Source organism: Allobosea sp. GW821-FHT09G06, assembly GCF_059416005.1.
Genome location: NZ_JBWKOI010000001.1, coordinates 680,905 through 701,077, shown reverse-complemented (window position 1 = coordinate 701,077; position 20,173 = coordinate 680,905). Strand labels below are relative to the sequence as shown.

16 protein-coding genes and 1 pseudogene are annotated in these 20,173 nt (G+C 67.6%); 4 read left to right on the top strand and 13 right to left on the bottom strand.

Features of this window, described 5'->3' with window-relative positions:
- Positions 1–209 precede the first annotated feature (209 nt).
- Together AC07NY_RS03380 and AC07NY_RS03375 are read left to right on the top strand one after the other, a co-directional pair.
- Positions 210–3,218 (top strand): aminotransferase class III-fold pyridoxal phosphate-dependent enzyme, encoded by a 3,009-nt coding sequence (locus tag AC07NY_RS03380; RefSeq protein WP_494581816.1) that lies wholly within the window; start codon positions 210–212, stop codon positions 3,216–3,218.
- Between the two features lie 90 nt (positions 3,219–3,308).
- Entirely contained in the window at positions 3,309–4,337 is a 1,029-nt protein-coding gene (locus tag AC07NY_RS03375; protein ID WP_494581814.1) for a LysR family transcriptional regulator, read from the top strand.
- Here the strand turns inward: AC07NY_RS03375 and AC07NY_RS03370 are convergent.
- The 11 genes and pseudogenes from AC07NY_RS03370 to pip all read right to left on the bottom strand — a co-directional run bounded on the left by AC07NY_RS03370 (position 4,256) and on the right by pip (position 16,356).
- Entirely contained in the window at positions 4,256–5,608 is a 1,353-nt protein-coding gene (locus AC07NY_RS03370) for an MmgE/PrpD family protein (RefSeq protein ID WP_494581812.1), read from the bottom strand. The genes AC07NY_RS03375 and AC07NY_RS03370 overlap by 82 nt on opposite strands.
- A 37-nt stretch (positions 5,609–5,645) precedes the next feature.
- Entirely contained in the window at positions 5,646–6,656 is a 1,011-nt protein-coding gene (locus AC07NY_RS03365) for a serine hydrolase domain-containing protein (RefSeq protein WP_494581810.1), read from the bottom strand.
- A gap of 43 nt (positions 6,657–6,699) precedes the next feature.
- Complete coding sequence (locus tag AC07NY_RS03360; protein WP_494581808.1) at positions 6,700–7,494, bottom strand: ABC transporter ATP-binding protein; 795 nt, start codon at positions 7,492–7,494, stop codon at positions 6,700–6,702.
- Entirely contained in the window at positions 7,491–7,658 is a 168-nt protein-coding gene (locus AC07NY_RS03355) for an ABC transporter ATP-binding protein (protein WP_404978713.1), read from the bottom strand. Before AC07NY_RS03355 ends, AC07NY_RS03360 begins: the two co-directional genes overlap by 4 nt.
- A gap of 162 nt (positions 7,659–7,820) precedes the next feature.
- Positions 7,821–8,279, bottom strand: a pseudogene (locus AC07NY_RS03350) (ATP-binding cassette domain-containing protein); the annotation flags it as partial.
- 70 nt (positions 8,280–8,349) lie between these two features.
- Positions 8,350–9,282, bottom strand: a complete 933-nt coding sequence (locus tag AC07NY_RS03345) for an ABC transporter permease (protein ID WP_494581807.1) — start codon at positions 9,280–9,282, stop codon at positions 8,350–8,352.
- A 3-nt stretch (positions 9,283–9,285) separates the two neighbouring features.
- Positions 9,286–10,356, bottom strand: coding sequence for an ABC transporter permease (locus tag AC07NY_RS03340; protein ID WP_492285400.1), 1,071 nt, complete (start codon positions 10,354–10,356; stop codon positions 9,286–9,288).
- A 10-nt stretch (positions 10,357–10,366) separates the two neighbouring features.
- A complete protein-coding gene (locus tag AC07NY_RS03335; RefSeq protein ID WP_494581805.1) occupies positions 10,367–12,004 on the bottom strand; it encodes an ABC transporter substrate-binding protein in 1,638 nt (545 codons plus the stop codon).
- Positions 12,005–12,094: 90 nt separating this feature from the next.
- Positions 12,095–13,522, bottom strand: coding sequence for a M20 family metallopeptidase (locus AC07NY_RS03330; protein WP_494581803.1), 1,428 nt, complete (start codon positions 13,520–13,522; stop codon positions 12,095–12,097).
- Positions 13,523–13,553: 31 nt separating this feature from the next.
- A complete protein-coding gene (locus AC07NY_RS03325) occupies positions 13,554–15,368 on the bottom strand; it encodes a S9 family peptidase (protein ID WP_494581802.1) in 1,815 nt (604 codons plus the stop codon).
- A 10-nt stretch (positions 15,369–15,378) separates the two neighbouring features.
- The gene (pip, locus tag AC07NY_RS03320) at positions 15,379–16,356 is read right to left on the bottom strand and encodes a prolyl aminopeptidase (RefSeq protein ID WP_494581800.1); all 978 of its coding nucleotides are present in this window, start codon (positions 16,354–16,356) and stop codon (positions 15,379–15,381) included.
- A gap of 242 nt (positions 16,357–16,598) precedes the next feature.
- Between pip and AC07NY_RS03315 the strand changes: the two genes are divergently transcribed.
- Positions 16,599–17,642 carry a transporter substrate-binding domain-containing protein gene (locus AC07NY_RS03315; protein ID WP_494581799.1) on the top strand — a complete coding sequence of 348 codons (1,044 nt, stop codon included), beginning with the start codon at positions 16,599–16,601 and terminating at the stop codon, positions 17,640–17,642.
- A gap of 93 nt (positions 17,643–17,735) precedes the next feature.
- The gene (locus AC07NY_RS03310) at positions 17,736–18,338 is read left to right on the top strand and encodes a protein-tyrosine phosphatase family protein (RefSeq protein WP_494581797.1); all 603 of its coding nucleotides are present in this window, start codon (positions 17,736–17,738) and stop codon (positions 18,336–18,338) included.
- Here the strand turns inward: AC07NY_RS03310 and AC07NY_RS03305 are convergent.
- Together AC07NY_RS03305 and AC07NY_RS03300 are read right to left on the bottom strand one after the other, a co-directional pair.
- Positions 18,314–19,000 carry a GntR family transcriptional regulator gene (locus AC07NY_RS03305; protein WP_494581795.1) on the bottom strand — a complete coding sequence of 229 codons (687 nt, stop codon included), beginning with the start codon at positions 18,998–19,000 and terminating at the stop codon, positions 18,314–18,316. The genes AC07NY_RS03310 and AC07NY_RS03305 overlap by 25 nt on opposite strands.
- 75 nt (positions 19,001–19,075) lie before the next feature.
- Positions 19,076–20,173 (bottom strand): amino acid ABC transporter permease, encoded by a 1,098-nt coding sequence (locus tag AC07NY_RS03300; protein WP_494581794.1) that lies wholly within the window; start codon positions 20,171–20,173, stop codon positions 19,076–19,078.

The window sequence follows — 20,173 nt, the reverse complement described above, 5'->3', positions numbered from 1 at the left end:
CACCCGGTCGTGGGTTCCGGGTTCGCGCCTACGGCACGCCCCGGAATGACAATCGCCCTCGCCCAACGCAACCCGGCGGCGGCCGTCCCGCAAACTTTGCGGGATCAAACCGGACGCCTTTCTGGCTATGGATGACGGCGCCTGTCGATTCGACCGGGCCTGAGGAAACGAGCGCGGAGCCACAGCAGCTCCGCGGCGGGGGAGAGATGATGGAACACCTCTGGTTGCGTGGGGTCGCCGAGCAGTTCGGCATCGATGGCGGGCTGCGGCAGCTCGGCGGCGAATACGATCTCAATTTCCGCGGCCGGACCAGCGAGGGCGACGTCATCGTCAAGGCGATGCGCCCGCAGGGCGAGCCCGCTCTCGTCGACCAGCAATGCGCCGCGATCAGTCACGCGCTTGCCGCCGATCCGACGTTGCCGCTGCCGCGCCTCCTCCCCGCCGAAGGCAAGCGCTTCTGGCAGAGCGTCGCCGATTCCAAGGGCCAGCAGCGCATGGTCTGGGTCCAGCGCGCCTTTACCGGCATTCCGATGGGCGAAGCCGGGCCGCAGCCGCCCGCCGTCCTTTCCGAACTCGGCGCGCTGACCGCACGTCTCGACCTTGCGCTCCGCGATTTCAAGGTCACGGCCGCACCGGACGCCGCGAAATGGGACTTGACCGAGGCCAGCTGGATCAAGCCGCATCTCGACGTGCTGGAAGGATCGCGCCGTACGCTCGTGGCCGGCATCGTCGCTGGCTTCGAGGCCCTCAAGCCTGCGCTCGACACGCTGCCGCGCCAGACCATCCATAACGACCTCAACGACTTCAACATCCTCGTCGAGCCGCGCCTCGGTGAGCCCGCCCGGATCAGCGGCCTGATCGATTTCGGCGACATGACCAACGGCCCGCGCGTCTGCGAGATCGCCATCGCCGCGGCCTATGCCATCCTCGACCACGAGACACCGGAAGCCGCGCTCGCCGCCTTCGTCGCCGGCTATCACGGCGTCTCGGCGCTGAGTGCCGAGGAGATCGGTCTGATCTGGCCGCTCGTGCGGATGCGCCTCGCGGTCAGCGTCGTGAACTCGACGATCGAGGCCAAGGGCCGCCCGAACGACCCCTATGTCACCATTTCGCAGGCTCCGGCCTGGCGCCTCCTCGAAAACCCCGCCATCGACGGCGAGTTGATGGGCGCCCGCCTGCGCAATGCCTGCGGCCTGCCGGTCGCCGACGCCGCCGGCCGTATCGCGAGCTGGATCGCCGCACAGCGCGGCAGCTTCGCGCCCGTGCTCGGCCGTGCGCTCGACGGCCTGCCGGTCGGCTCGCTCGGCATCGCAGAGGCGACGATCCCCGCGAACCCGTTCGAACTGCGCGCCGACGAGGCCCGCAATCTCGGCGTCGGGCTCGGCATCCCCCAGGAATGGTGGCTCGGCCAGTATGGCGAGCCGCGGCTGGTCTATACCGACAAGGCCTTCCGCAAGGGCCGCTGGCTCGCCTCGAACCGCCGCACCATCCACATGGCCATCGATGTCTTCGCGCCGGCCGGCGAACCGGTCCGCGCGCCTCTCGCCGGCAGGGTCGCGCTGGCGGAGAATCGCGAGGGCCATCTCGATTATGGCGGCGTCGTCATCCTCGAGCACCGCACGCCCGCCGGCGACGTCTACCACACGCTCTACGGCCACTTGGCCGCCGACGGCGCTGCGAAGCTGAAGCCAGGCCAGGAGATCGCGGCCGGCGAGGCCTTCGCCAGGCTTGGCCCGGCCGAGGAGAATGGCGGCTGGGAGCCGCATCTGCATTTCCAGCTCGCGCTGACGCTGGACGGCATGGGCCATGACTGGCCGGGCGTCGCCGATCCCGACGACTGGGCGCTCTGGCAGGCGATCTGCCCGAATCCTGCCGCCCTGCTCAACCTGCCAGACGATGTCGTCGCCTATCAGGCGATCGACGAGGTCGCGCTGCTGGCCGAGCGCAAGGCCCGCTTCGGCGCCAACCTCAAGCTCAGCTACATCAGGCCGATCACCTTCCTGCGCGGCTGGCGCCACCATCTCTTCGACGCGATGGGCCGGCCCTATCTCGACGCCTATAACAACGTGCCGCATGTCGGCCACGCCCACCCGCGCATCCGCAAGGTGGCGATGGACCAGCTCGCGCGGATGAACTCCAACACGCGCTATCTCCACCCGGCGCCGATGGCGCTGGCCGAGCGGCTGACCGCGAAATTACCGACAGAGCTGGAAGTCTGCTTCTTCGTCAATTCCGGCTCGGAGGCGAACGAGCTGGCTTTGCGCCTCGCCCGTGCGGCCAGCGGCGGCTACGACATCGTCACGCCCGATCACGGCTATCACGGCAACACCACCGGCGCGATCGACATCTCCGCCTACAAGTTCAACAAGCCGAACATGGGCGGCCGCAAGCCCTGGGTGCAGCTCATCGACGTCGCCGATGATTATCGCGGCCGCTTCCGCCGCGATGACGTCGACCGCGCGCTGCACTACGCCCAGCAAGTCGACGGCGCGCTCGCAGCGATCGCGGAACGCGGCGGCAAGGTCGCGGGCTTCATCGCCGAGACCTTCCCGAGCGTCGGCGGCCAGATCATCCCGCCGCCCGGCTATCTCGCGGCCGTCTACAAGCGCATCCGCGCCGCCGGCGGCATCTGCATCGCCGACGAGGTCCAGACCGGGCTCGGGCGCCTCGGCGACTATTATTTCGGCTTCGAGCAGCAGGCGGTGCAGCCTGATATCGTCGTGCTCGGCAAGCCGCTCGGCAACGGCCACCCGATCGGCGCGGTCATCACCACCCGCGCCATCGCCGAGCGCTTCGCGGAAGGTCCCGAGTACTTTTCGACCTTCGGCGGCTCGAACCTCTCCTGCCGCATCGCCTCGGAAGTTCTGGATGTCGTCGAGGAGGAAGGGCTCTCGGCCAATGCCAAGGCGATGGGCGAGAAGCTGCTCGCCGGCATGCGCGCGCTGATGGCGGACTATCCTTGTGTCGGCGACGTCCGCGGCATCGGCCTCTTCCTCGGACTGGAGCTGGTCACGGATCGCGAGACGCTGGAGCCCGCAACCGATGCCGCGGCCCATGTCATGAACCGCCTGCGCGACATGCGCATCCTTGTCGGCCGCGAGGGACCGGCCGACAACATCCTCAAGATCCGCCCGCCGCTGACGGTCGGTGCCGACGATGTCGAGATGATCCTCGACCGGCTGCGGATCTGCCTGCGCGAGGTCGAAGCCGCGCGCTAGCCGGCCGGCACGGCACCTGCATGCACCGGCCGGCTTCTGGCGCGGCCGGGGCATGCATGCCATCCTGCCCCGGCGTGCGGAGGAGTGGCGATGGAGTTGAAATGGCTGGAAGACGTCCTGAGCCTCGCCACGACGCTCAGCTTCTCGCGCTCCGCCCGTGAACGAAACGTCACGCAATCGGCCCTGAGCCGCCGGGTCCGGCAGCTCGAGGACTGGCTTGGCGCACCTCTCTTCGACCGCAGCAGCTACCCGATCCGCCTCACCGAAGCCGGCAAGACCTTCCTGCCACGGGCGCAGGAAATCCTCAGGCAGGTGCAATGTGCCCGCCAGGAGGTGCTCCAGCAGCGGGAGGATGTCTCGGAGATGCTGGTCTTCGCGACGCTGAACACCCTGTCGCTGACCTTCTTCCCCGGCCTCGTCCGCCGCATCGAGGACAGGCTCGGCCCGCTGAAGACACGCTTCTGCGACCAGCGCGCCTCCTTCGGCGGCAATGTCGCGCTGCTCAACCGCGGCGAATGCGATTTCCTGCTGACCTATGCGCATCCGACGGTATCGCCGGAACTCGACGCCGAACACTTCATGTATCGCCATCTCGGCAGCGAGCGGGCCATCCCCGTCTCACTGCCCGATAATGACGGCGAGCCGCTTCACGGCTTCTGCTCCGGTGACACTCCCGTCCGCCTTCTGAGCTACGGCAACAGCTCCTTCTTCGCGCGCCGGCTCGCCCTGCTCTTCGCCGAACGGCCGACGCCGCTGATCACCGTCTACGAGAACCCGATGTCGGTCGGCCTCAAGGCGATGGTGCTGGCCGGGCGTGGCGCGGCCTGGGTTCCCGAGAGCCTCGTCGTCGACGAGTTGCACGACGGCCGGCTCGTCCCGGCGGCCGACCCGTCCTGGTACATCACGGCCGAGATCCGGCTCTACCGCGCCAGGCAGCAGGGCCGGCCCGCCCTCGAGCGATTCTGGGAGGCTATCGCGGTCGAAGTTCAGCCGGAGTCCCCGGCCGAACCGGCCCGGACAGCCGCCGGAAGGCGCGGCTATGCGCGCGCCGCCTCGGGGGGCTCCGACAACAGGAAGCCGAGATCCGCCGCTGCGTCGATCTCAGTAAGCCGGGCGTAGAGCGCGTCCGCGCCCGGCAGCCCGGCGCAGCAATCCGCGAACTTCGCCGCGCGGTCATTGTCGTCGAACGGAACCGCGATCGAGCCCTTGGCTTCCCGCCGCTCGGCCTTGAGCACGCGCCCGTCCTTGAGGCTGATGGTGACGCGATGCGGCTGTCGCCCGCCCGCCTCCTCGCTCTTCTCGTAGGATCGCATCACCGTCAGCGGCAGCAGGCGCTGGACCTCCGCTCGCCCGACCGCTTCCGGCGTGAAATCGGCCAGCGATAGGCGATCCTGCAAGAGCGCGAGCGCCACGCAGTAATGCATCGAGAAGCGGCCCTGCATCTCGTCCTGCGGATCGGGATAGGCGAGGTTGCGCGCATTGGCGATGCCGACCAGCGTATCGACCGCCGCGACGTCGGCGGCGCCGAAACCGTGCTCCGCCCTGAGATCGAGGATCGCATCGACCGTATTATGCGTCGAACCGCAGCAAGGATGGCGCTTCGGGGTCAGGCCGTCGCTCTCGATCACATGCGGCGAGGCCAGCGCCATCTGGTCCCAGCCGGCGGCGCTCTCGTCGCCGAACAGCTCGGCGATGCCCATCGGGCATTCCAGGATGTCGAGCCGCCCCGTCATGCCGGCGGTTGCAAGAGCTGCCGCATCGACGGCATTGCGCGCCGCAAGCCCGGCATGAAGTGGCTTCGCCGGCGTGCCGAACTGCCCTTTCGGGCCGGAGGCCATGCTGGCGGCGACGCTCATGGCCCGCGCGATGCCGGCGGCATCGAGCCCCATCAGCCAGGCCGTGCCCGCCGCCGTGCCAATGGCGCCGACGGTCGAGGTCGCATGCCAGCCGATCGTGTAATGCGCCGGGTTGATGCCGCGCCCGACAGCGGCCTGCGCCTCCAGCCCGACGAGATAGGCATCGACGAAAGCGCGTCCGCTGGCCCCGCGCCCCTGCGCCACCGCGAGCAGCGCCGGCACCAGCACCGCCGAGGCATGGGTGATGCCCGGCCTGAAATTGTCGTCATAGTCGAGCGCATGCGCCGCCGTGCCGTTGACCAGCGCGGCGATCGCCTCGCTCGCCCTGCCACCACCCGCGACCGCAGCCGCTCCCTGCGGGCCGATGCCGGACGCGAAGGCCTGTCGCACGGCCTGCGTCGCCTGATCGCTGATACCGGCCAGCATGCAGGCCACCGTATCGGTGATGGCGTGATGCGCCCTCAGCCGCGCGAGCGGCGAGAAGACCGGCCCGGAGCGGCTCCATGCGGCGATACGTTCGATGGCGCTGGGCATGATCACTCCCGGTCGGTCTGGCGGAGGCTAAGGTTGCTCAATCCTGCCGGCGCGCTTCGAGGATCAGGCGCAGCAGGCGGCCGAAGGCGAAGCGGTTCACCTCCGTGCCCTTGATGTCGGTGTTGACGCGGTGGACGATCACGAGGTCTAGCGAGGGGATGACGAGACAGTTCTGCCCGCCAACCCCCTGGGCGCTGTAGCTGCCGGCCGGCAGTACGACGCCGGGGAAGCCGGCGCCGGAGCGCTCGGTCCACCACATATAGCCGTAGCCGCCGCGCGGCCCGGCATCGGAAAGCGGCAGCACGCTGGTCGCGACCCAGTTGGCCGGGATGACCTGTTCATCCTGCCAGCGACCTTGGCGCAGGAACATCAGGCCGAAGCGGGCGAGATCGCGCGTCGACATCCGGAACGGATAGGCGGGGTGGACCGAGCAATCGTCCGGCTCCAGCCAGCCGTCGCGCCGCTCGCCGTCGAGGCGGAAATCCTCCATCCCGAGCGGGCGGCCGATCCGCGCCACGAAATCATCATGGATGCCGGCGCCGGTCAGCGCGGTGAAGATCGTACCGAGCGCGTTGAAATCCCAGTTGTTGTAGAGCCAGAAGGTGCCCGGCGGCTGCGAATGACGCTGCGGCTTGATCGACTTCATCCAGGGCGATTCATAGCCGGCCGGATGGAAGATGCCCGAGCGCGCCGTCAGCAGATCGTAGATCGTCGCGGCCTTCTCGCGTTCGCTGAGGCCTTCCTTGTCGTCGATCCCGAGATCGGCGAGCGTGCGCGACAGGTCGATCCTGCCCTCTTCCTCATGGATGCCGATCAGGGCGCTGAGGAAGCTCTTGCGGACGGAATGGCACTGGTAGCGATGGGCGAGGTCACCGCGGCTCGCCACCACCCGCCCGCCCTGCACGATCATCACCGTCGCGGTCGAGATGGTGTCGGCATAGCGCCAGGCGCGGTCGAGCCCCTCGCGCGACCAGCCGGCCGCTTCCGGCGCGACGCTCTCCCAGTCCTTCGCCGGCCAATGCTCTCCCGCCAGGGACTTACCCGTCATGCCTGCCTCGTCCATCCGCTAATCTTCCGAAAGTGCCGATCGCTCATGCGATCGGGCGATAGCCCACGCTGGCCTCCAGGAACTCGCGCGTATAGGGCTCCTGCGCTCGGCCGGCCCTAACATCGGCCGAGCTCATCTCCTCGAGGATGCGCCCCTCGCTCATCATCGCGACGCGCTCGCAGAGATGCGTCACCACCGCGAGATCGTGGCTGACCATCAGATAGGTCAGGTCGCGGTCACGGCGGAGCTGCTTCAGCAGGTTGAGGATTTCCGCCTGCACCGAGACGTCGAGCGCCGAGGTCGGCTCGTCCAGCAGCAGCAGCTCCGGCTCGATGATGAGCGCGCGGGCGATCGCGACGCGCTGGCGCTGGCCGCCCGAAAGCTCGTGCGGAAAGCGATAGCGGAAGGACGGCCCGAGGCCGACGGCGGTCAGGATCTCGTCGATGCGCTCCTGCGGCCGGTCGAAGCCGTGGATCTTCAGCGGCTCGGCCAGCACGTTCTGCACCATCTTGCGCGGATGCAGCGAGGCATAGGGGTCCTGGAACACCATCTGCACGCGGCGGAAGAAGGCCTTGTCGCGCTTGTGGGGCACCTCGCGGTCATGGAAGGCGATCGAACCGCCATACTCGCTGTTCAAGCCCGCGAGCGCGCGCAGCACGGTCGACTTGCCGCAGCCAGACTCGCCGATCAGCCCGAAGGCCTCGCCATGGCCGAGCGTGAAGGAGACATCGTCCACCGCCTTCAACGCCGACGTACCGCGGCCGAAGATGACGGAGAGATGGCTGACCGTGAGGGCAGCCGGGCGGCTCGCCGCCATGACCGGATCGCTCGCGTTCATGCCCGGCTCCCGCTCTGCAGGGTCGGCCCGTCCAGCCAGGCCGGATCACGGCTCGGCACCTGCAGCATGTCGGTCTGCCGGTCGAGGCGCGGCAGGCTGTCGAGCAGCGCGCGGGTGTAGGGATGGCGCGCATTGCGCAATTCGCGCGCCGGGATGTCTTCCATGATCCGGCCGGCATACATCACCAGTACGCGGTCGCAGAAATCCGCCACGAGATTGAGATCGTGGCTGATGAAGATCAGCCCGGCGCCACGACGGGTCACCAACTCGTCGAGGATGCTCAGCACCTGCCGCCGGATGGTGACGTCGAGCGCCGAGGTCGGTTCGTCCGCGATGATCAGGTCGGGCTCCGGGATCAGCATCATCGCGATCATGATGCGCTGGCCCATGCCGCCCGAAACCTCGTGCGGATAGAGCTTGAAGACGCGCGCGGGGTCGCGGATCTTCACCGCCTCCAGCATGGCGAGCGCCCGCGCCTCGGCCTCCTTGCCGCCGACCTTGTGATGCAGGCGGTAGGCCTCGGTGATCTGCTCGCCGACCCGCATCAGCGGATTGAGCGAGAATTTCGGGTCCTGCAGGATCATCGAGATGCGGTTGCCGCGAATGGTCCGCATCTGCCGTTCGCTGGCGCCGAGCAGGTCGATCCCGTCGAAGGACAGCTTCCTGGCGGAGATCGTCGCCGCCTTCGGCGTCAGCTTCAGGATCGTGCGCCCGGTCAGCGACTTGCCGGAGCCGGATTCGCCGACGATGCCGACCTTCTCGCGGCCGACGCTGAAGGAGATGCCGCGCACCGCCTGCACCGAGCGATGCGCGCCCTTGAAGGTGACGGAGAGGTCCTCGACCTCGAGCAGCGGCTTATCCATGGCGGGGGTCCAGGATGTCGCGCAGGCCGTCGCCGAACAGGTTGAAGGCCAGGCTGGTGACAAGGATGGCGAGGCCAGGGATGCCGGCGATCCAGCCATTGGTCAGGATGAACTCGCGGCCCGAAGCCAGCATCGCGCCCCATTCCGGGCTCGGTGGCTGCGCGCCGAGGCCAAGGAAGCCGAGCCCCGCCGCAGTCAGGATGATCGACGCCATGTTGAGCGTGATGCGCACCACGACGGAGGGAATGCACATCGGCACGACATGGCCGAGGATGATCCGGAGCGGCGAGGCGCCTTGCAGCCGCACCGCCGCGATATAGTCGGACTTGCGGATCGACAGCGTCTCCGCTCGCGCCAGGCGCGCGATCGGTGGCCAGGCCGCGAGCGCGATCGCGATGATCGCATGGTCGATGCCGGGGCCGAGCGCCGCGACGAAGGCGAGCGCCAGCACCAGGCTCGGGAAGGCCAGGAAGATATCGACGATGCGCATCAGCACGATATCGGCCCAGCCGCCGAGATAGCCGGAGGTCGTGCCGATGATCAGGCCGAGCGGCGCCGCGATCACCGCGGTCAGCAGGGCGATGTAGAGCGTGATGCGCGCACCGAAGACCAGCCGGCTGAAGATGTCGCGGCCAAGCTCGTCAGTACCGAACCAATGCGCACCGGACGGTCGTTGCAGGCGGTTCGTCAGGTCCTGCGCGTAGATGTCATGCGTCGCGACCAATGGCGCGAACAGCGCCACCAGCGCGATCAAGACGATGATGGCGAGCCCGAACATGGCGGCGGGGTTCGCCCTGAGCCGCCACCATTTCAGCGAGAGTTGCTGCATCCGCGCCTGGAAGGGCGAGGAGGGCACGGGCGCCGCGAGCCAGGCCCGGAGGCCCCGCTCGCTGGCCTGGTCGATGGAGTGTGGTGTCATGGCCATGCCTCAGCGGGTCCGCGGGTCGAAGACCCGGTACAGCAGGTCGCACAACAGGTTGAGCGTGACGAAGATGACGCCGACCAGGAGCGTGCAGCCGACGACGGCGTTCATATCGCCGGCGAGCAGGGCATTGGTCAGGTAGCGGCCGAAGCCCGGCCAGGCGAAGACCGTCTCGGTCAGGACCGCGCCTTCGAGCAGGAAGGCGTAAGACAGCGCGACCACCGTCACCACCTGCACGGCGATGTTGCGGAAGGCATGGCCCCAGACGGTCCGCGCCCAGGACAGGCCCTTCACGCGCGCCGTCACGACGTATTCCTGGCTGAGCTGCTCCATCATGAAGCTGCGGGTCATGCGGCTGATATAGGCGAGCGAGCTGAAGGCCAGGATCGAGGCCGGCAGGATGATGTGCGACACGGCATTGCGGAACATCTCCCAGTTGCCGGCAAGCAGGCTGTCGATCAGCAGGAAGCCGGTGACCGGTTCGAGGTCGAACTCATAGGTGAAATCGATACGGCCGGGGCCGCCGACCCAGCCCAGCGTCGCGTAGAACAGCACCAGCCCCATCAGGCCGAGCCAGAAATTCGGCGCCGAATAGCCGATCAGTCCGACGACCCGAACGATCTGGTCGAGCCAGGAACCGCGATACATCGCCGAGAGCACGCCGAGCGGAATGCCGAAGCTCGTGCCGATCACGATCGCCACGCTGGCGAGTTCGATCGTCGCCGGGAAGACGCGGGCGATATCGGCCACGACCGGCTTGCCGGTGGTCAGCGCCATCCCGAAATCGAGATGCAGCACGCCCCAGAGATAGCGGCCGAACTGGATGTAGAGCGGCTGGTCGAGGCCCAGCTGCTTGTACATCGCCTGATAGGCTTCCTGGGTCACGTTGTCGCCGAGCACGGCGACGACGGGATCAAGCGGCAGCAGGCGGCCGATAAAGAAGGTCAGCGCCGCAAGCCCGAGCAGGGTGACGGCGAAGGAGGCGAGGGTCCGGCCGGAAGCCTTGAGCCAGGACGGGAGGATAGCCCGCCCTGGATCGGAACTCAGGCCGGGCGCCGCGGCGGCGGTCCGGGACATTGCGGCGGCCTTACTTGGCCGCGCGCTCGTAATAGGTCCGGAAGCCGTTCCAGGTCCACGACTTCAGGTCCTTGCGCACGCCGGCGACGCTGTTCATCTGGAACATGAAGGCCATCGGCCCCTTCGCCATGACCTCCTTCTGGATCGTGGCGTAGAGCGCGTCGCGCTTGGCCGTATCGGGCTCAAGCAGGGCCTGCTCGATCTGCTTGTTGAGGTCGAGATCCTGATAGGCCGAGCGCCAGCTCGGATACTGGGTCTGCTTGGCTTCCAGTCGGTTGTCGGGGTTGAAGACGAGGCGCGAGGCGTTGCCATGCGCGTCCGGCACGCCGGTCTGCCAGGCCAGCATCGCCGACTGATACTCACGCCCGCGCACCTTGCTGAAGAGCTGGGCATTGGCCATGCGCTCAAGCGAGAGCTTGACGCCGACCTTGGCGGCGTTCTGCTGGACGCTCTGGGCGATCGGATTGGCATGCGGCAGCGTGCCGAAGATCATCGTCGCCTCGAAGCCGTTGGGATAACCGGCCTCCGCCAGGAGCTGCTTGGCCTTGTCGAGGTCGAGCTTGAAGGGCTGGCCTTCCTTGGCGTCGAGCGCACCGACGGCGCCGAGCTGGGCGAAGCTGGCACGCGGCACGCCGAGATGGGTCATCACCGTCTTGCCGAGCCCGTCATAGTCGATCAGGTAGCGCATCGCGAGGCGCACCTTCTCCTTGGAGAACGGGCCGTCCGCGACATTGAAGCCCCAGTAGAACAATTGCGGCCGCAGGACCTTGTCGATCGTGATGTCCTTCGAGCTTTCGAGGTCCCGCAGGTCCTCGGGCGTCAGGTCGCGCGCCACGTCGACATCGCCCTGGCTGAGCAGCAGGCGCTGCGTGCCGGGCTCCGCGACATGGCGGATCAGCACGCGCTTCAGCGCCGGGGCCTTGCCCCAGTAGTTGTCGTTCGCCTCCAGCACGATCGACTCGCCGGCATTCCAGCGCGTCAGCTTGTAGGGGCCGACGCAGGCCGTGCGCGTGGCGAGGTACTTGTTGCCGAGATCGCTGCCCTGCTCGTTCGCCAGCAGGGTCTTCTTGTCCATCACCATGGAAACCCGGTTGGCCGCGATCGCCTGCAGCACCAGCGTCGTCGGATAGGGCTGGTCGAGCTTGAGGGTCAGCGTGTCGCCGGCACCCGCGACGATGCGCTGCTCGATATTGTCCTTGGTGAAGCCGTACTCGGTCAGCGTCGCCGCATTGCCGAAGTTCAGCTTGACGACGCGGTGCAGCGACCAGGCGACATCCTCGGCCGTGACCGGATTGCCGGAGGGGAACTTGGCGCCCTTGTGCAGGTGGAAGGTGATCTCCTTGCGGTCCGGAGAGACATCCCAGCGCTCGGCGAAGCTCGGCACGACCTTGCGCTCGTCGGCCTGGTCAAAATCGACCAACGTGTCGCAAGTGTTCTGCAGAATCTCGTTGGTGACGACCTCGCCGACCTGGGCGGGGTCGAATGTGCTGATCGCGTCGATGTTCCAGGCCATCACCAGGGCGTTCTTGGGCGTCGCGGCAAAGGCAGCTCCCGCGCCCGCGCAGAGGGCGGCTGCGGCAACGGCTGAGAGCAACTTGTGCCCGGCGAGGCGCGGCGTGGTTCCGGTCTTGTCGTTTCGGTTGGCCATGATCTCGATCCCGCTCTTTGATTGTTGTTTGATTGAAGACGTCTTGGTCGCCGGGAGCAACTTTGCCGGATGCTCCCGGGCAATGCCGGTTCAGGCGGCCTGCGGCCGCGGCTTGATCGGCGGCTTCACATCGGCCGGGATCGGGCAGACATAGGGCGTCTGCGTCGTTCGCTCCTGATGGTCCTTCTTGGCGCGGGCCAGCAGCGTCTCGTCGCTGATCACGTCGACCGCCGTCGCCGCCATGATCTTGGCGGCATGGACCATGCCCTTATGCGCGGCCGGCGCCTTGCCCTGCGCCGTGATCTGCCAGGAATGGCCGGGCGTGCCGATCGCATGGGTCGCGACCCGCGCCTGGATGGTCGGCACCTTCCAGCTGACATCGGCGACATCGGTCGAGCCGATCATCGGCACGCCGCGCGTGCCCTGCGGCACCACGAAATCGCAGAGCGGCGTGTCCTCGCGCGGCGCGATGCCGGTGCGGCGATAGTCGTTGAGGATATCGGCCGGACCGAGCGTCGCCTGGATCTTGGCCGCATAGGCCTTGTCGGCCGCATCGAACGGCACGGGGCCAAGCCGGTCGATGTTCTTGAACATCGCGTCTTCCAGCGGCGTATTGCCGAGCATGTTGGAGACCGCGCTCATGATCGAGATCGAGACCGTGGTCTCGGTCATCAGCGCCGCTCCCTCGGCGATCTTCTTCACGCGTTCGTTGAGCTCCAGCATGCCGGCGAGGTCGCGCGCCCGGATGGCGTAGCGCACCTTCGCCGAAGCCTGCACGACGTTGGGCGCAATGCCGCCGGCATCGAGATAGGCATAGTGGATGCGCGCATCGGACGGGGCATGCTCGCGCATGTAGTTGACGCCGACATTCATGAGTTCCACGGCATCGAGCGCGGAGCGGCCGAGATGGGGCGCAGCAGCCGCATGCGAGGCGCGGCCGGTGAACTGGAAATCCATCCGGGTGTTGGCGAGCGACAAGGCATCGTCGACCTTGGTCATCGTCGCCGGGTGCCACGAGATCGCGACATCGACATCGTCGAAGGCGCCGGCGCGCACCATGAAGGCCTTGGCCGCGCCGCCCTCCTCCGCCGGGCAGCCGAAATAGCGCACGCGCCCCGGCCGGCCGGTCTTCGCAAGCCAGTCCTTCACCGCGGTGGCGGCAAGCAGGGCAGCCGAGCCCAGCATGTTATGGCCGCAGCCATGGCCGTGGCCGCCGGCCTCGACCGGCTTCGGCTCGGCGATACCGGCCTCCTGGCTCAGGCCCGGCAGCGCATCATATTCGCCGAGGATGGCGATGACCGGACCGCCCTCGCCCGCCTCGCCCATCACGGCGGTCGGGATGCCCGCGACATTCTCGGTGATGCGGAAGCCCTGCTCCTTGAGCATCGCGATATGCTCGCCGACCGAGCGATACTCGGTATAGGCGATCTCGGGCATGCCCCAGACGCGGTCGCTCAGCGCCTCGAAAGGCTGCCGCTTGGCGTCGACCAGCTCCCAGATGATCTCGGAATTCTGCATGGCTTGCGTCCTTTCAAATGCCAAGGGGCGCTCAGAGATGCTCTCGCAGGAAACGGGCCACGCCGCCGAAGACGGTGCGCCGGTTCTCGATCCGGGCGAAGCCGTGGCCCTCATGGGGGATCCGCACATACTCGACCGGGCGACCGAGGCCGCGCAGCACCGAATAGACCATCTCGCTCTCTCCCGGCGGCACGCGGGGGTCGTCGAAGCCCTGCGCAATGAAGAGCGGCACGCGGATCTGGTCGAGCTTGTGGATCGGCGAGAAGCGGATCAGGTTTTCGCGGTCGGCGACCGGATCGCCATATTCCACCGCCCGCAGATAGCGACGCCACGGCCCGGTCGTCTCCAACAGCGTCAGGAAATTGGCGATGCCGTAGAACTCGATCCCGACCTTCCACAGGTCCGGCTGCTCGGTCAGCGCCGCCAGCACCATGAAGCCGCCATAGGAGCGGCCATAGACGGCGACGCGGTCATCGTTCACATCGCTCTGCTCGCGCAGCCAGAGCCTGACCGCTTTGAGATCGGCGACGCTGTCCATGCGCAGATGCTTGTCGTCGAGATGGTGGTAGCTGCGGCCATAGCCCGTCGAGCCACGCACGTTCGGCGCGATCACCATGATGCCCTGGCTCAGGAAGAACTGCAGGTCGGCGCGGAAGATCGGCGTCCATTGCGCCTCGGGCCCGCCATGCACCACGACGACGGCGGGGTAACCGCCTTCCGGCGCCTTGCCGCGCGGCCGGTAGACGAAGAACGGCACGTCAAGCCCGTCGAAGCTCTTGGTGCTCGCGACCGTCGGCTCGACGAAGCTCGCGGGGTCGAGACCCGCCTTCGAAGCATCGGTCAGCCGTTTCACCTGCTTCGAGGCGATGTCGAAGCGCCAGATGTCCGGCGACGAGGTCGAGCCATCGAGCGGGAAGACGAGCCCGGACCCATCCGGCAGCCAGGCGACGGAGCCGATCGAGCCGGGCGGGAAGCCCTCGACCTCGAACTCGGCCCCACCGACGATGTCGCGCACGAAGATGCGGTTCCAGCCGCGATCATTCGCGACATAGGCGAGGCGGTTCTGGTCCGGCGCCAGCGCCACCGCCTCGATATCTTGGCCGTCGCGCTCGATGATCCAGCTCAGCGTGCCCTCAGTCGCCGAGCGGAAGGCGACGCTGAGAAACTCACGGCCCTGATCGGTGATGCTGAAAAAGCCGCTGCCGTCCTTCTTCATCCGGTTGGCGGCATAGCGGGCGCGGCCCTCATGCGGCAGCAAGGCCTCGCGCGCCCCGCTGTCGAGATCGAGCCGGTAGAGGTCCTGGTCGTTCATCGCATGGGTGGCGTCAGTGACCAGCAGCGAGCGCCCGTCCGGGAAGAAAGCGACCGCCTCGCGATAGCCATTGCCCTCAAAGACGCGCCGTGCCGCTCGCGTCGCCATGTCCATCACATAGATGTCCATATGCTCGCGGTCGCGCGCATTCGAAGCGAAGGCGATGCGCTGCCCGTCAGGCGCCCAGCAGCCCCAGACATGGACCACGGTCGGATCGTCCGTCAGCGGCTGGGGCACGCCGGAAGCGCCCGGCACGAGCCAGAGCTGGTGGCGCTCGTCGCCGCCGCAATCCATGGTGAAGAGCAGGTCGCGGCTCTTCGGGTTGAAGGCGATCGCGCCGACCGGCTCCGGCATGTCGGTCAGGCGCCAGGGCGCCCCGCCCGCCAGCGGCCTAAGCCAGATCTGGTGCGTCCCGCTTTCGTCGCTGAGATAGGCGAGGAGCTCGCCGTCCGGCGCGACCGCCGGACTCTTGGCGCTGCGGATTTCGAGATAGGGCTCGATGCCCAGACGGATCTGGCTGGCGGCTTCGTACATCGTCGTTCCTTCAGGCCGCGAGGGCCAACATCGAGTCGCGCAGGCGATCGGTCGCATCGCGCAGCGCCAGCGACAGGGCCGGCGCGCTCGGCGTCGCCGCATGGTTGGCCTCGGTCACGATAGTGAAGCGCGCCTCGGGCCAGGCCGTCTTGAGGCGCCAGGCCGTGCACATCGGCGTCACGATGTCATAGCGCCCCTGTACGATCTCGGCCGGCAGGTGCCGGATGCGCGAGACGTCGCGCAGCAGCTGGCCGAGGTCGAGGAAGGCGCCGTTGACGCAGTAATGTGTGAAAATCCGGGCGAGCGCGAGTGCCGCATCCGGCTCGGTCAGCGCCGCGACATGCTCGGCATCGGGCAGGAAGGTCTGCGTCTTCCCCGAGAAGGTCCGCAAGGCGACCGCCGCCGCCAGCTGCTGCTCAGGGTCGGGACTGGTGAGCCGGCGGTAATAGGCGCCGAGCAGGTCGCCGCGCTCCGCTTCCGGCACGAAATGGGCGAAGACCTCCCAATGATCCGGGAAGATCGTGCGCGAGCCGTGGAACCACCAGTCGATCTCGGCGCGCTCGGCCATGAAGATGCCGTGCAGGCGGAAGCCGAGGCAGCGCTCGGGATGAGCCTGGCCATAGGCGAGCCCGAGGCAGCTGCCCCAGGAGCCGCCCGTCACCAGCCAACGCGCGATGCCGAGATGCTCGCGGATGCGTTCGAGATCGGCGATCAGTGCCTGGGTGGTATTGCCCGCGAGTTCCGCCAGGGGGCTGGAGCGCCCTGCCCCGCGTTGGTCGAAGGTCACGATCCGGAAGGCTGTGGGATCGAAGGTCCTGCGCTGCGCCGGCTTGGTGCCCCCGCCGGGCCCGCCATGCAGGAAGACCACGGGAATGCCGTCGGGATTGCCGCTCTCATCGACATGAAGCTCATGCCCGTCGCCGACCGGCAGGCGCAGGGACCGATAGGGCTCAACCGCCTCGTAGAGAGCGTTCTGGTCGTCTGGCACGCCGGGCTCCGCCGAACCGGAGCATCGCGACGCTCCTCGATAGGGGGAGGATGGCACGCCCGAAGCGCTGCTGGCTAATGCATTCGCGGCGCATTGTTATGACGATCTGGAATAGATTGGCGCCTTCCGTGGGCGCGACGCCCGACTTTCTTCAAACCCGGCAGCCGATGCAAGAGCGGCGTTTGACGTATGTCTGAGTTGCTGTATACAGCTCTATAGCTCGATAACGGGAGAAGATCGGGATGGCATACAGCATCATTCGTGCGGCGCTCGCCGCGGCAACGCTCACCCTCGTCGCGCCGGCGGCGCAGGCCGGGCCGGTGCTCGACAAGGTCAAGGAAGACGGCAAGATCATCTGCCTGGTGAATCCGAATTCGCCGGGCTTCTCGGTTCCCGACAGCGCCGGCCGTTTCCAGGGCTTCAATGTCGAATTCTGCCGCATGGCCGCCGTGGCGATCTTCGGCGACGCCAACAAGGCGGAGCTGCGCGGCATCGGCTTCTCCGACAGCCTGAAGGCGATCATCAGCGGCAGCGCCCATATCGCCTCGCGCGGCATCACCGCGACTGGCACGCGCGACGCCGATCCCGGCGTCTCCTTCGTCACCACCACCTTCTATGACGGCCAGGGATTCATGGTGCCCAAGAGCCTCGGCATGACCAAGCTCGCCGATCTCTCGGGTGCGACGGTCTGCGCCGAGGAGGGCTCGACCACCCTGCTCTATCTCGCCGACTGGTTCGGCGAGGCGAAGCTGCCCTACAAGGTCGAGAACATCGCCGACAAGACCGCCCGCCTCCAGGCCTTCTTCTCCGGGAAATGCGACGCCGTCGCGAGCTCGGTCTCGGCGCTCGCCGCCGACCGCCTGCTGGCGCCGAAGCCAGACGATTACGTGCTGGTGCCCCAGCGCTCCGCGACCGAGCCGCTCGCGCTGGTCTCCCGCCCCGATACCGAGCTGGAGAAGACCCTGTTCTGGGGCGTGCAGGTCATGGTCGCGGCCGAGGAATTCGGTCTGACGTCGAAGAACGTCGAAGCCAAGCTCGCCGCGCTCAAGGACCTGCCGGTCGACGCCCAGCGCCTGATCGCGCCGAACGGCCCGACCGCCGACATGGCCAAGAAGCTCGGCCTGCGCCCGGACTGGGCCTTCCAGGTCATCAAGCAGGTCGGCAATTACGGCGAGGTCTTCGAAAAGCATATCGGCAAGGCCTCGCCGCTGGCGATGGACCGCGCCCAGTCGCCGAACCGCCTCGCCCGCGACGGCGGCCTGATCTTCTCCTATCCGGTTCGGTAAGACCCTCGACCGGGATACCCGAACCGAGCCCTTCCGGAGCGATCCGGGAGGGCTTTTCGTTTGAGAGTGCTCCGCACCGGCATGCCTACAAGAGTGGACAATCCCCGCAGCAATCCGCTTCATGGAAGCGACGAGCACCGCATCTCCCGATGGCGGGAAATGAGGGCGGAGGGGCGCATGGCTGAAGGGATCGCCTGGGTCGAGCCGCCGGGCCTGGCCGGGGCGATCGGCATGTTGCCGCTGCCCGGACTCGTAATCGCCCGGCGCGGCGAGCGCTTCGTCGATGCTGCCTTGCAGGAGGAAGTTCTGGACGCCCTCGCCACCCGGCAAACCGCGCTATTGGTGGTCCTGCTCGAAGACGGCGAATGCGATCCCGACGAGATCGAGGATCTGGGTCACGCTGCAAAAGAACGATCGATCGCCCTGCTCGCTGCCCCGATCTCTGATTTCTCCGCGCCCGACCAGCGGCTCGACTGGCCCGCCCTGATCGAACGCCTCGCCGGAGAACTCCGCCAAGGGCACCGCATCGCCTTCTGCTGCCTCGCCGGCTATGGCCGCTCGGGCATGATGGCGGCGCGGCTGCTCATCGCCACGGGCTCGACGCCGGAAGGCGCGATCACGGCCGTGCGGACGGCACGTCCCGGCGCGATCGAAAGCGAGGAGCAGGTCGCCTATTTGCTGTCCTGCACGCCGTAGCGCGCCAACATCCGCTCGAGATGGGCGGCATGTAGCCGGAACAGCTCCGGCGCCGACAGGGCCGTCGCTTTCCCGGCGACCGCCGCAATCTCCTCGACCAGCAGCGCATGCATCGCAGCCGGCTCCTGCTTCAGCCAGCCGACCCAGCTGCGGGCGGTCCGGAAGAAGATGGTGTCGTCCATCTGCCGGAGCGCCTCGTCGCCGATCAGCGCATTGCGAACCTCATGATGCGTCCGCCAAACATCCCAGGCCTCCTTCAGCGAGGAATCCGGCTTGAGCAGCCCCGCCAGCGCCTGCAACCGGGCATAGTCGGAGCCCAGCGTCGAAGGCAATTGCAGGGGGATCAGGTCGGCGATCAGGCGCGTCAGGCCGATACGGAAGCGCAGCATGTCCGCCGATTGCGGCCCGACATAGGAGACGATCGTGCCGACGCCGTTGCGGGTCTCGGCGAGCTGTTCGTAGACCAGCCGCTGCAGCACCTGCCGGATCGGCGTGCGGCTGACGCGGAATTCGGTCGCCAGCGCCGTCTCGTGAATGACATGGCCTTCGTCATATTCGCGCAGGCAGATGCGGTCGCGCACGATCTCGAAGATCACGTCGTTGCGCGAGCGCACCAGCTGGCGCAGCTGGCGCGTATCCGAACCGGCGATATCGACCGTCATCGTCTCTCTTCCTGCCCGCCCTGTGCTTAGAGCATCGCTCGCGCGGCTGGCCACTTCTTTTGTTGCTGACGGCTTCTAGCGCGCCTTGACGGCGCCATGGCCGAGGCGGCGGGCCCGTTCCGAGATCAGCCAGCAGCAGATGAAGTAGAACAGGCCGATCGCCAGGTTCGCCTCCAGCGAATAGGCCTGCCATTGCGGATCGGCATAGGCCATGCGCGCGGTCGAGAGCAGGTCGTGCATGCCGACGATCGCGACGAGCGAGGTGTCCTTGAAGCTGCCGATGATCGAATTGGTGATGCCGGGGATCGCCGTGCGCAGCGCCTGCGGCAGCACGATGAGCCGGATGCGCTGCGCTGCTGAAAGCCCGAGGCTCGCCGCCGCCTCGGTCTGCCCCTTCGGCAGGGCCTGCAAGCCCCCTCGCACGTCCTCGGCGAAATAGGCGGCATAGAACAGGGTGAGCACGATCAGGATCGCGGCGACCGGCTCGATCGCGGCACCGCGCGACAGGAGCAGCGGCAGGATGAAAATGCCGGCGAACAGCACCGCGACCATCGGGATCGCCCGGACAGCCTCGATATAGCCGACGGCGAACAATGACAGACCGCGCTGGCCGGACCAGCGCGCCAAGGCCAGCACGACACCAAGCGGAAAGGCCGCGGCCATGCTGAAGGCCGAGAGGAAGAGGATCAGCGGCAAGCCGTTCCAGCGATGCGATTCGACCACAGGGAGACCGGCGACGCCGCCGCGCAGCAGCAGATAGGCACATGCGCCCGAGACCACCACGAGCACGGCCCTGCCTGCAACACCGATCGGCGCCTTGGCGAAGGCGAGGATAGCCGCGATCATCACGGCACTGGCGAGATAGGCGCGCCAGCGCTCGGGCTCGGGATAGGTCCCGGTCAGGACGAGATTGGCCTTCTCGCGCAGGAAGGCCCAGCAGGCACCGCTCGCCGCCGCGCATTCGGCCCGGCTGCCGGAGAAGGGCACGGCATCGACCACGCCCCAGCTCAGCGCCTTCGCGACGAAAGCCACGACCCCGTACAGCACGAGCCCGGTGAGCAGCGTGTTCCACCAGCTGGAGAACAGGTTCGACCGCAGCCAGCGGCCGGCCGCGACGAGGCGGCGGCTCTGCGGCGGCCCGGCAACGAGGGGCGTCTCGGCGAGCGGACTCAT

What these genes read in the sequence shown, in the direction of transcription:
- AC07NY_RS03380 (WP_494581816.1), top strand. Translation starts at nt 210, where the DNA reads ATGGAACACCTCTGGTTGCGTGGGGTCGCCGAGCAGTTCGGCATCGAT.
- AC07NY_RS03375 (WP_494581814.1), top strand. Translation starts at nt 3,309, where the DNA reads ATGGAGTTGAAATGGCTGGAAGACGTCCTGAGCCTCGCCACGACGCTC.
- AC07NY_RS03370 (WP_494581812.1), bottom strand. Translation starts at nt 5,608, where the DNA reads ATGCCCAGCGCCATCGAACGTATCGCCGCATGGAGCCGCTCCGGGCCG.
- AC07NY_RS03365 (WP_494581810.1), bottom strand. Translation starts at nt 6,656, where the DNA reads ATGACGGGTAAGTCCCTGGCGGGAGAGCATTGGCCGGCGAAGGACTGG.
- AC07NY_RS03360 (WP_494581808.1), bottom strand. Translation starts at nt 7,494, where the DNA reads ATGAACGCGAGCGATCCGGTCATGGCGGCGAGCCGCCCGGCTGCCCTC.
- AC07NY_RS03355 (WP_404978713.1), bottom strand. Translation starts at nt 7,658, where the DNA reads ATGGAAGACATCCCGGCGCGCGAATTGCGCAATGCGCGCCATCCCTAC.
- AC07NY_RS03345 (WP_494581807.1), bottom strand. Translation starts at nt 9,282, where the DNA reads ATGGCCATGACACCACACTCCATCGACCAGGCCAGCGAGCGGGGCCTC.
- AC07NY_RS03340 (WP_492285400.1), bottom strand. Translation starts at nt 10,356, where the DNA reads ATGTCCCGGACCGCCGCCGCGGCGCCCGGCCTGAGTTCCGATCCAGGG.
- AC07NY_RS03335 (WP_494581805.1), bottom strand. Translation starts at nt 12,004, where the DNA reads ATGGCCAACCGAAACGACAAGACCGGAACCACGCCGCGCCTCGCCGGG.
- AC07NY_RS03330 (WP_494581803.1), bottom strand. Translation starts at nt 13,522, where the DNA reads ATGCAGAATTCCGAGATCATCTGGGAGCTGGTCGACGCCAAGCGGCAG.
- AC07NY_RS03325 (WP_494581802.1), bottom strand. Translation starts at nt 15,368, where the DNA reads ATGTACGAAGCCGCCAGCCAGATCCGTCTGGGCATCGAGCCCTATCTC.
- AC07NY_RS03315 (WP_494581799.1), top strand. Translation starts at nt 16,599, where the DNA reads ATGGCATACAGCATCATTCGTGCGGCGCTCGCCGCGGCAACGCTCACC.
- AC07NY_RS03305 (WP_494581795.1), bottom strand. Translation starts at nt 19,000, where the DNA reads ATGACGGTCGATATCGCCGGTTCGGATACGCGCCAGCTGCGCCAGCTG.
- AC07NY_RS03300 (WP_494581794.1), bottom strand. Translation starts at nt 20,173, where the DNA reads ATGAGTCCGCTCGCCGAGACGCCCCTCGTTGCCGGGCCGCCGCAGAGC.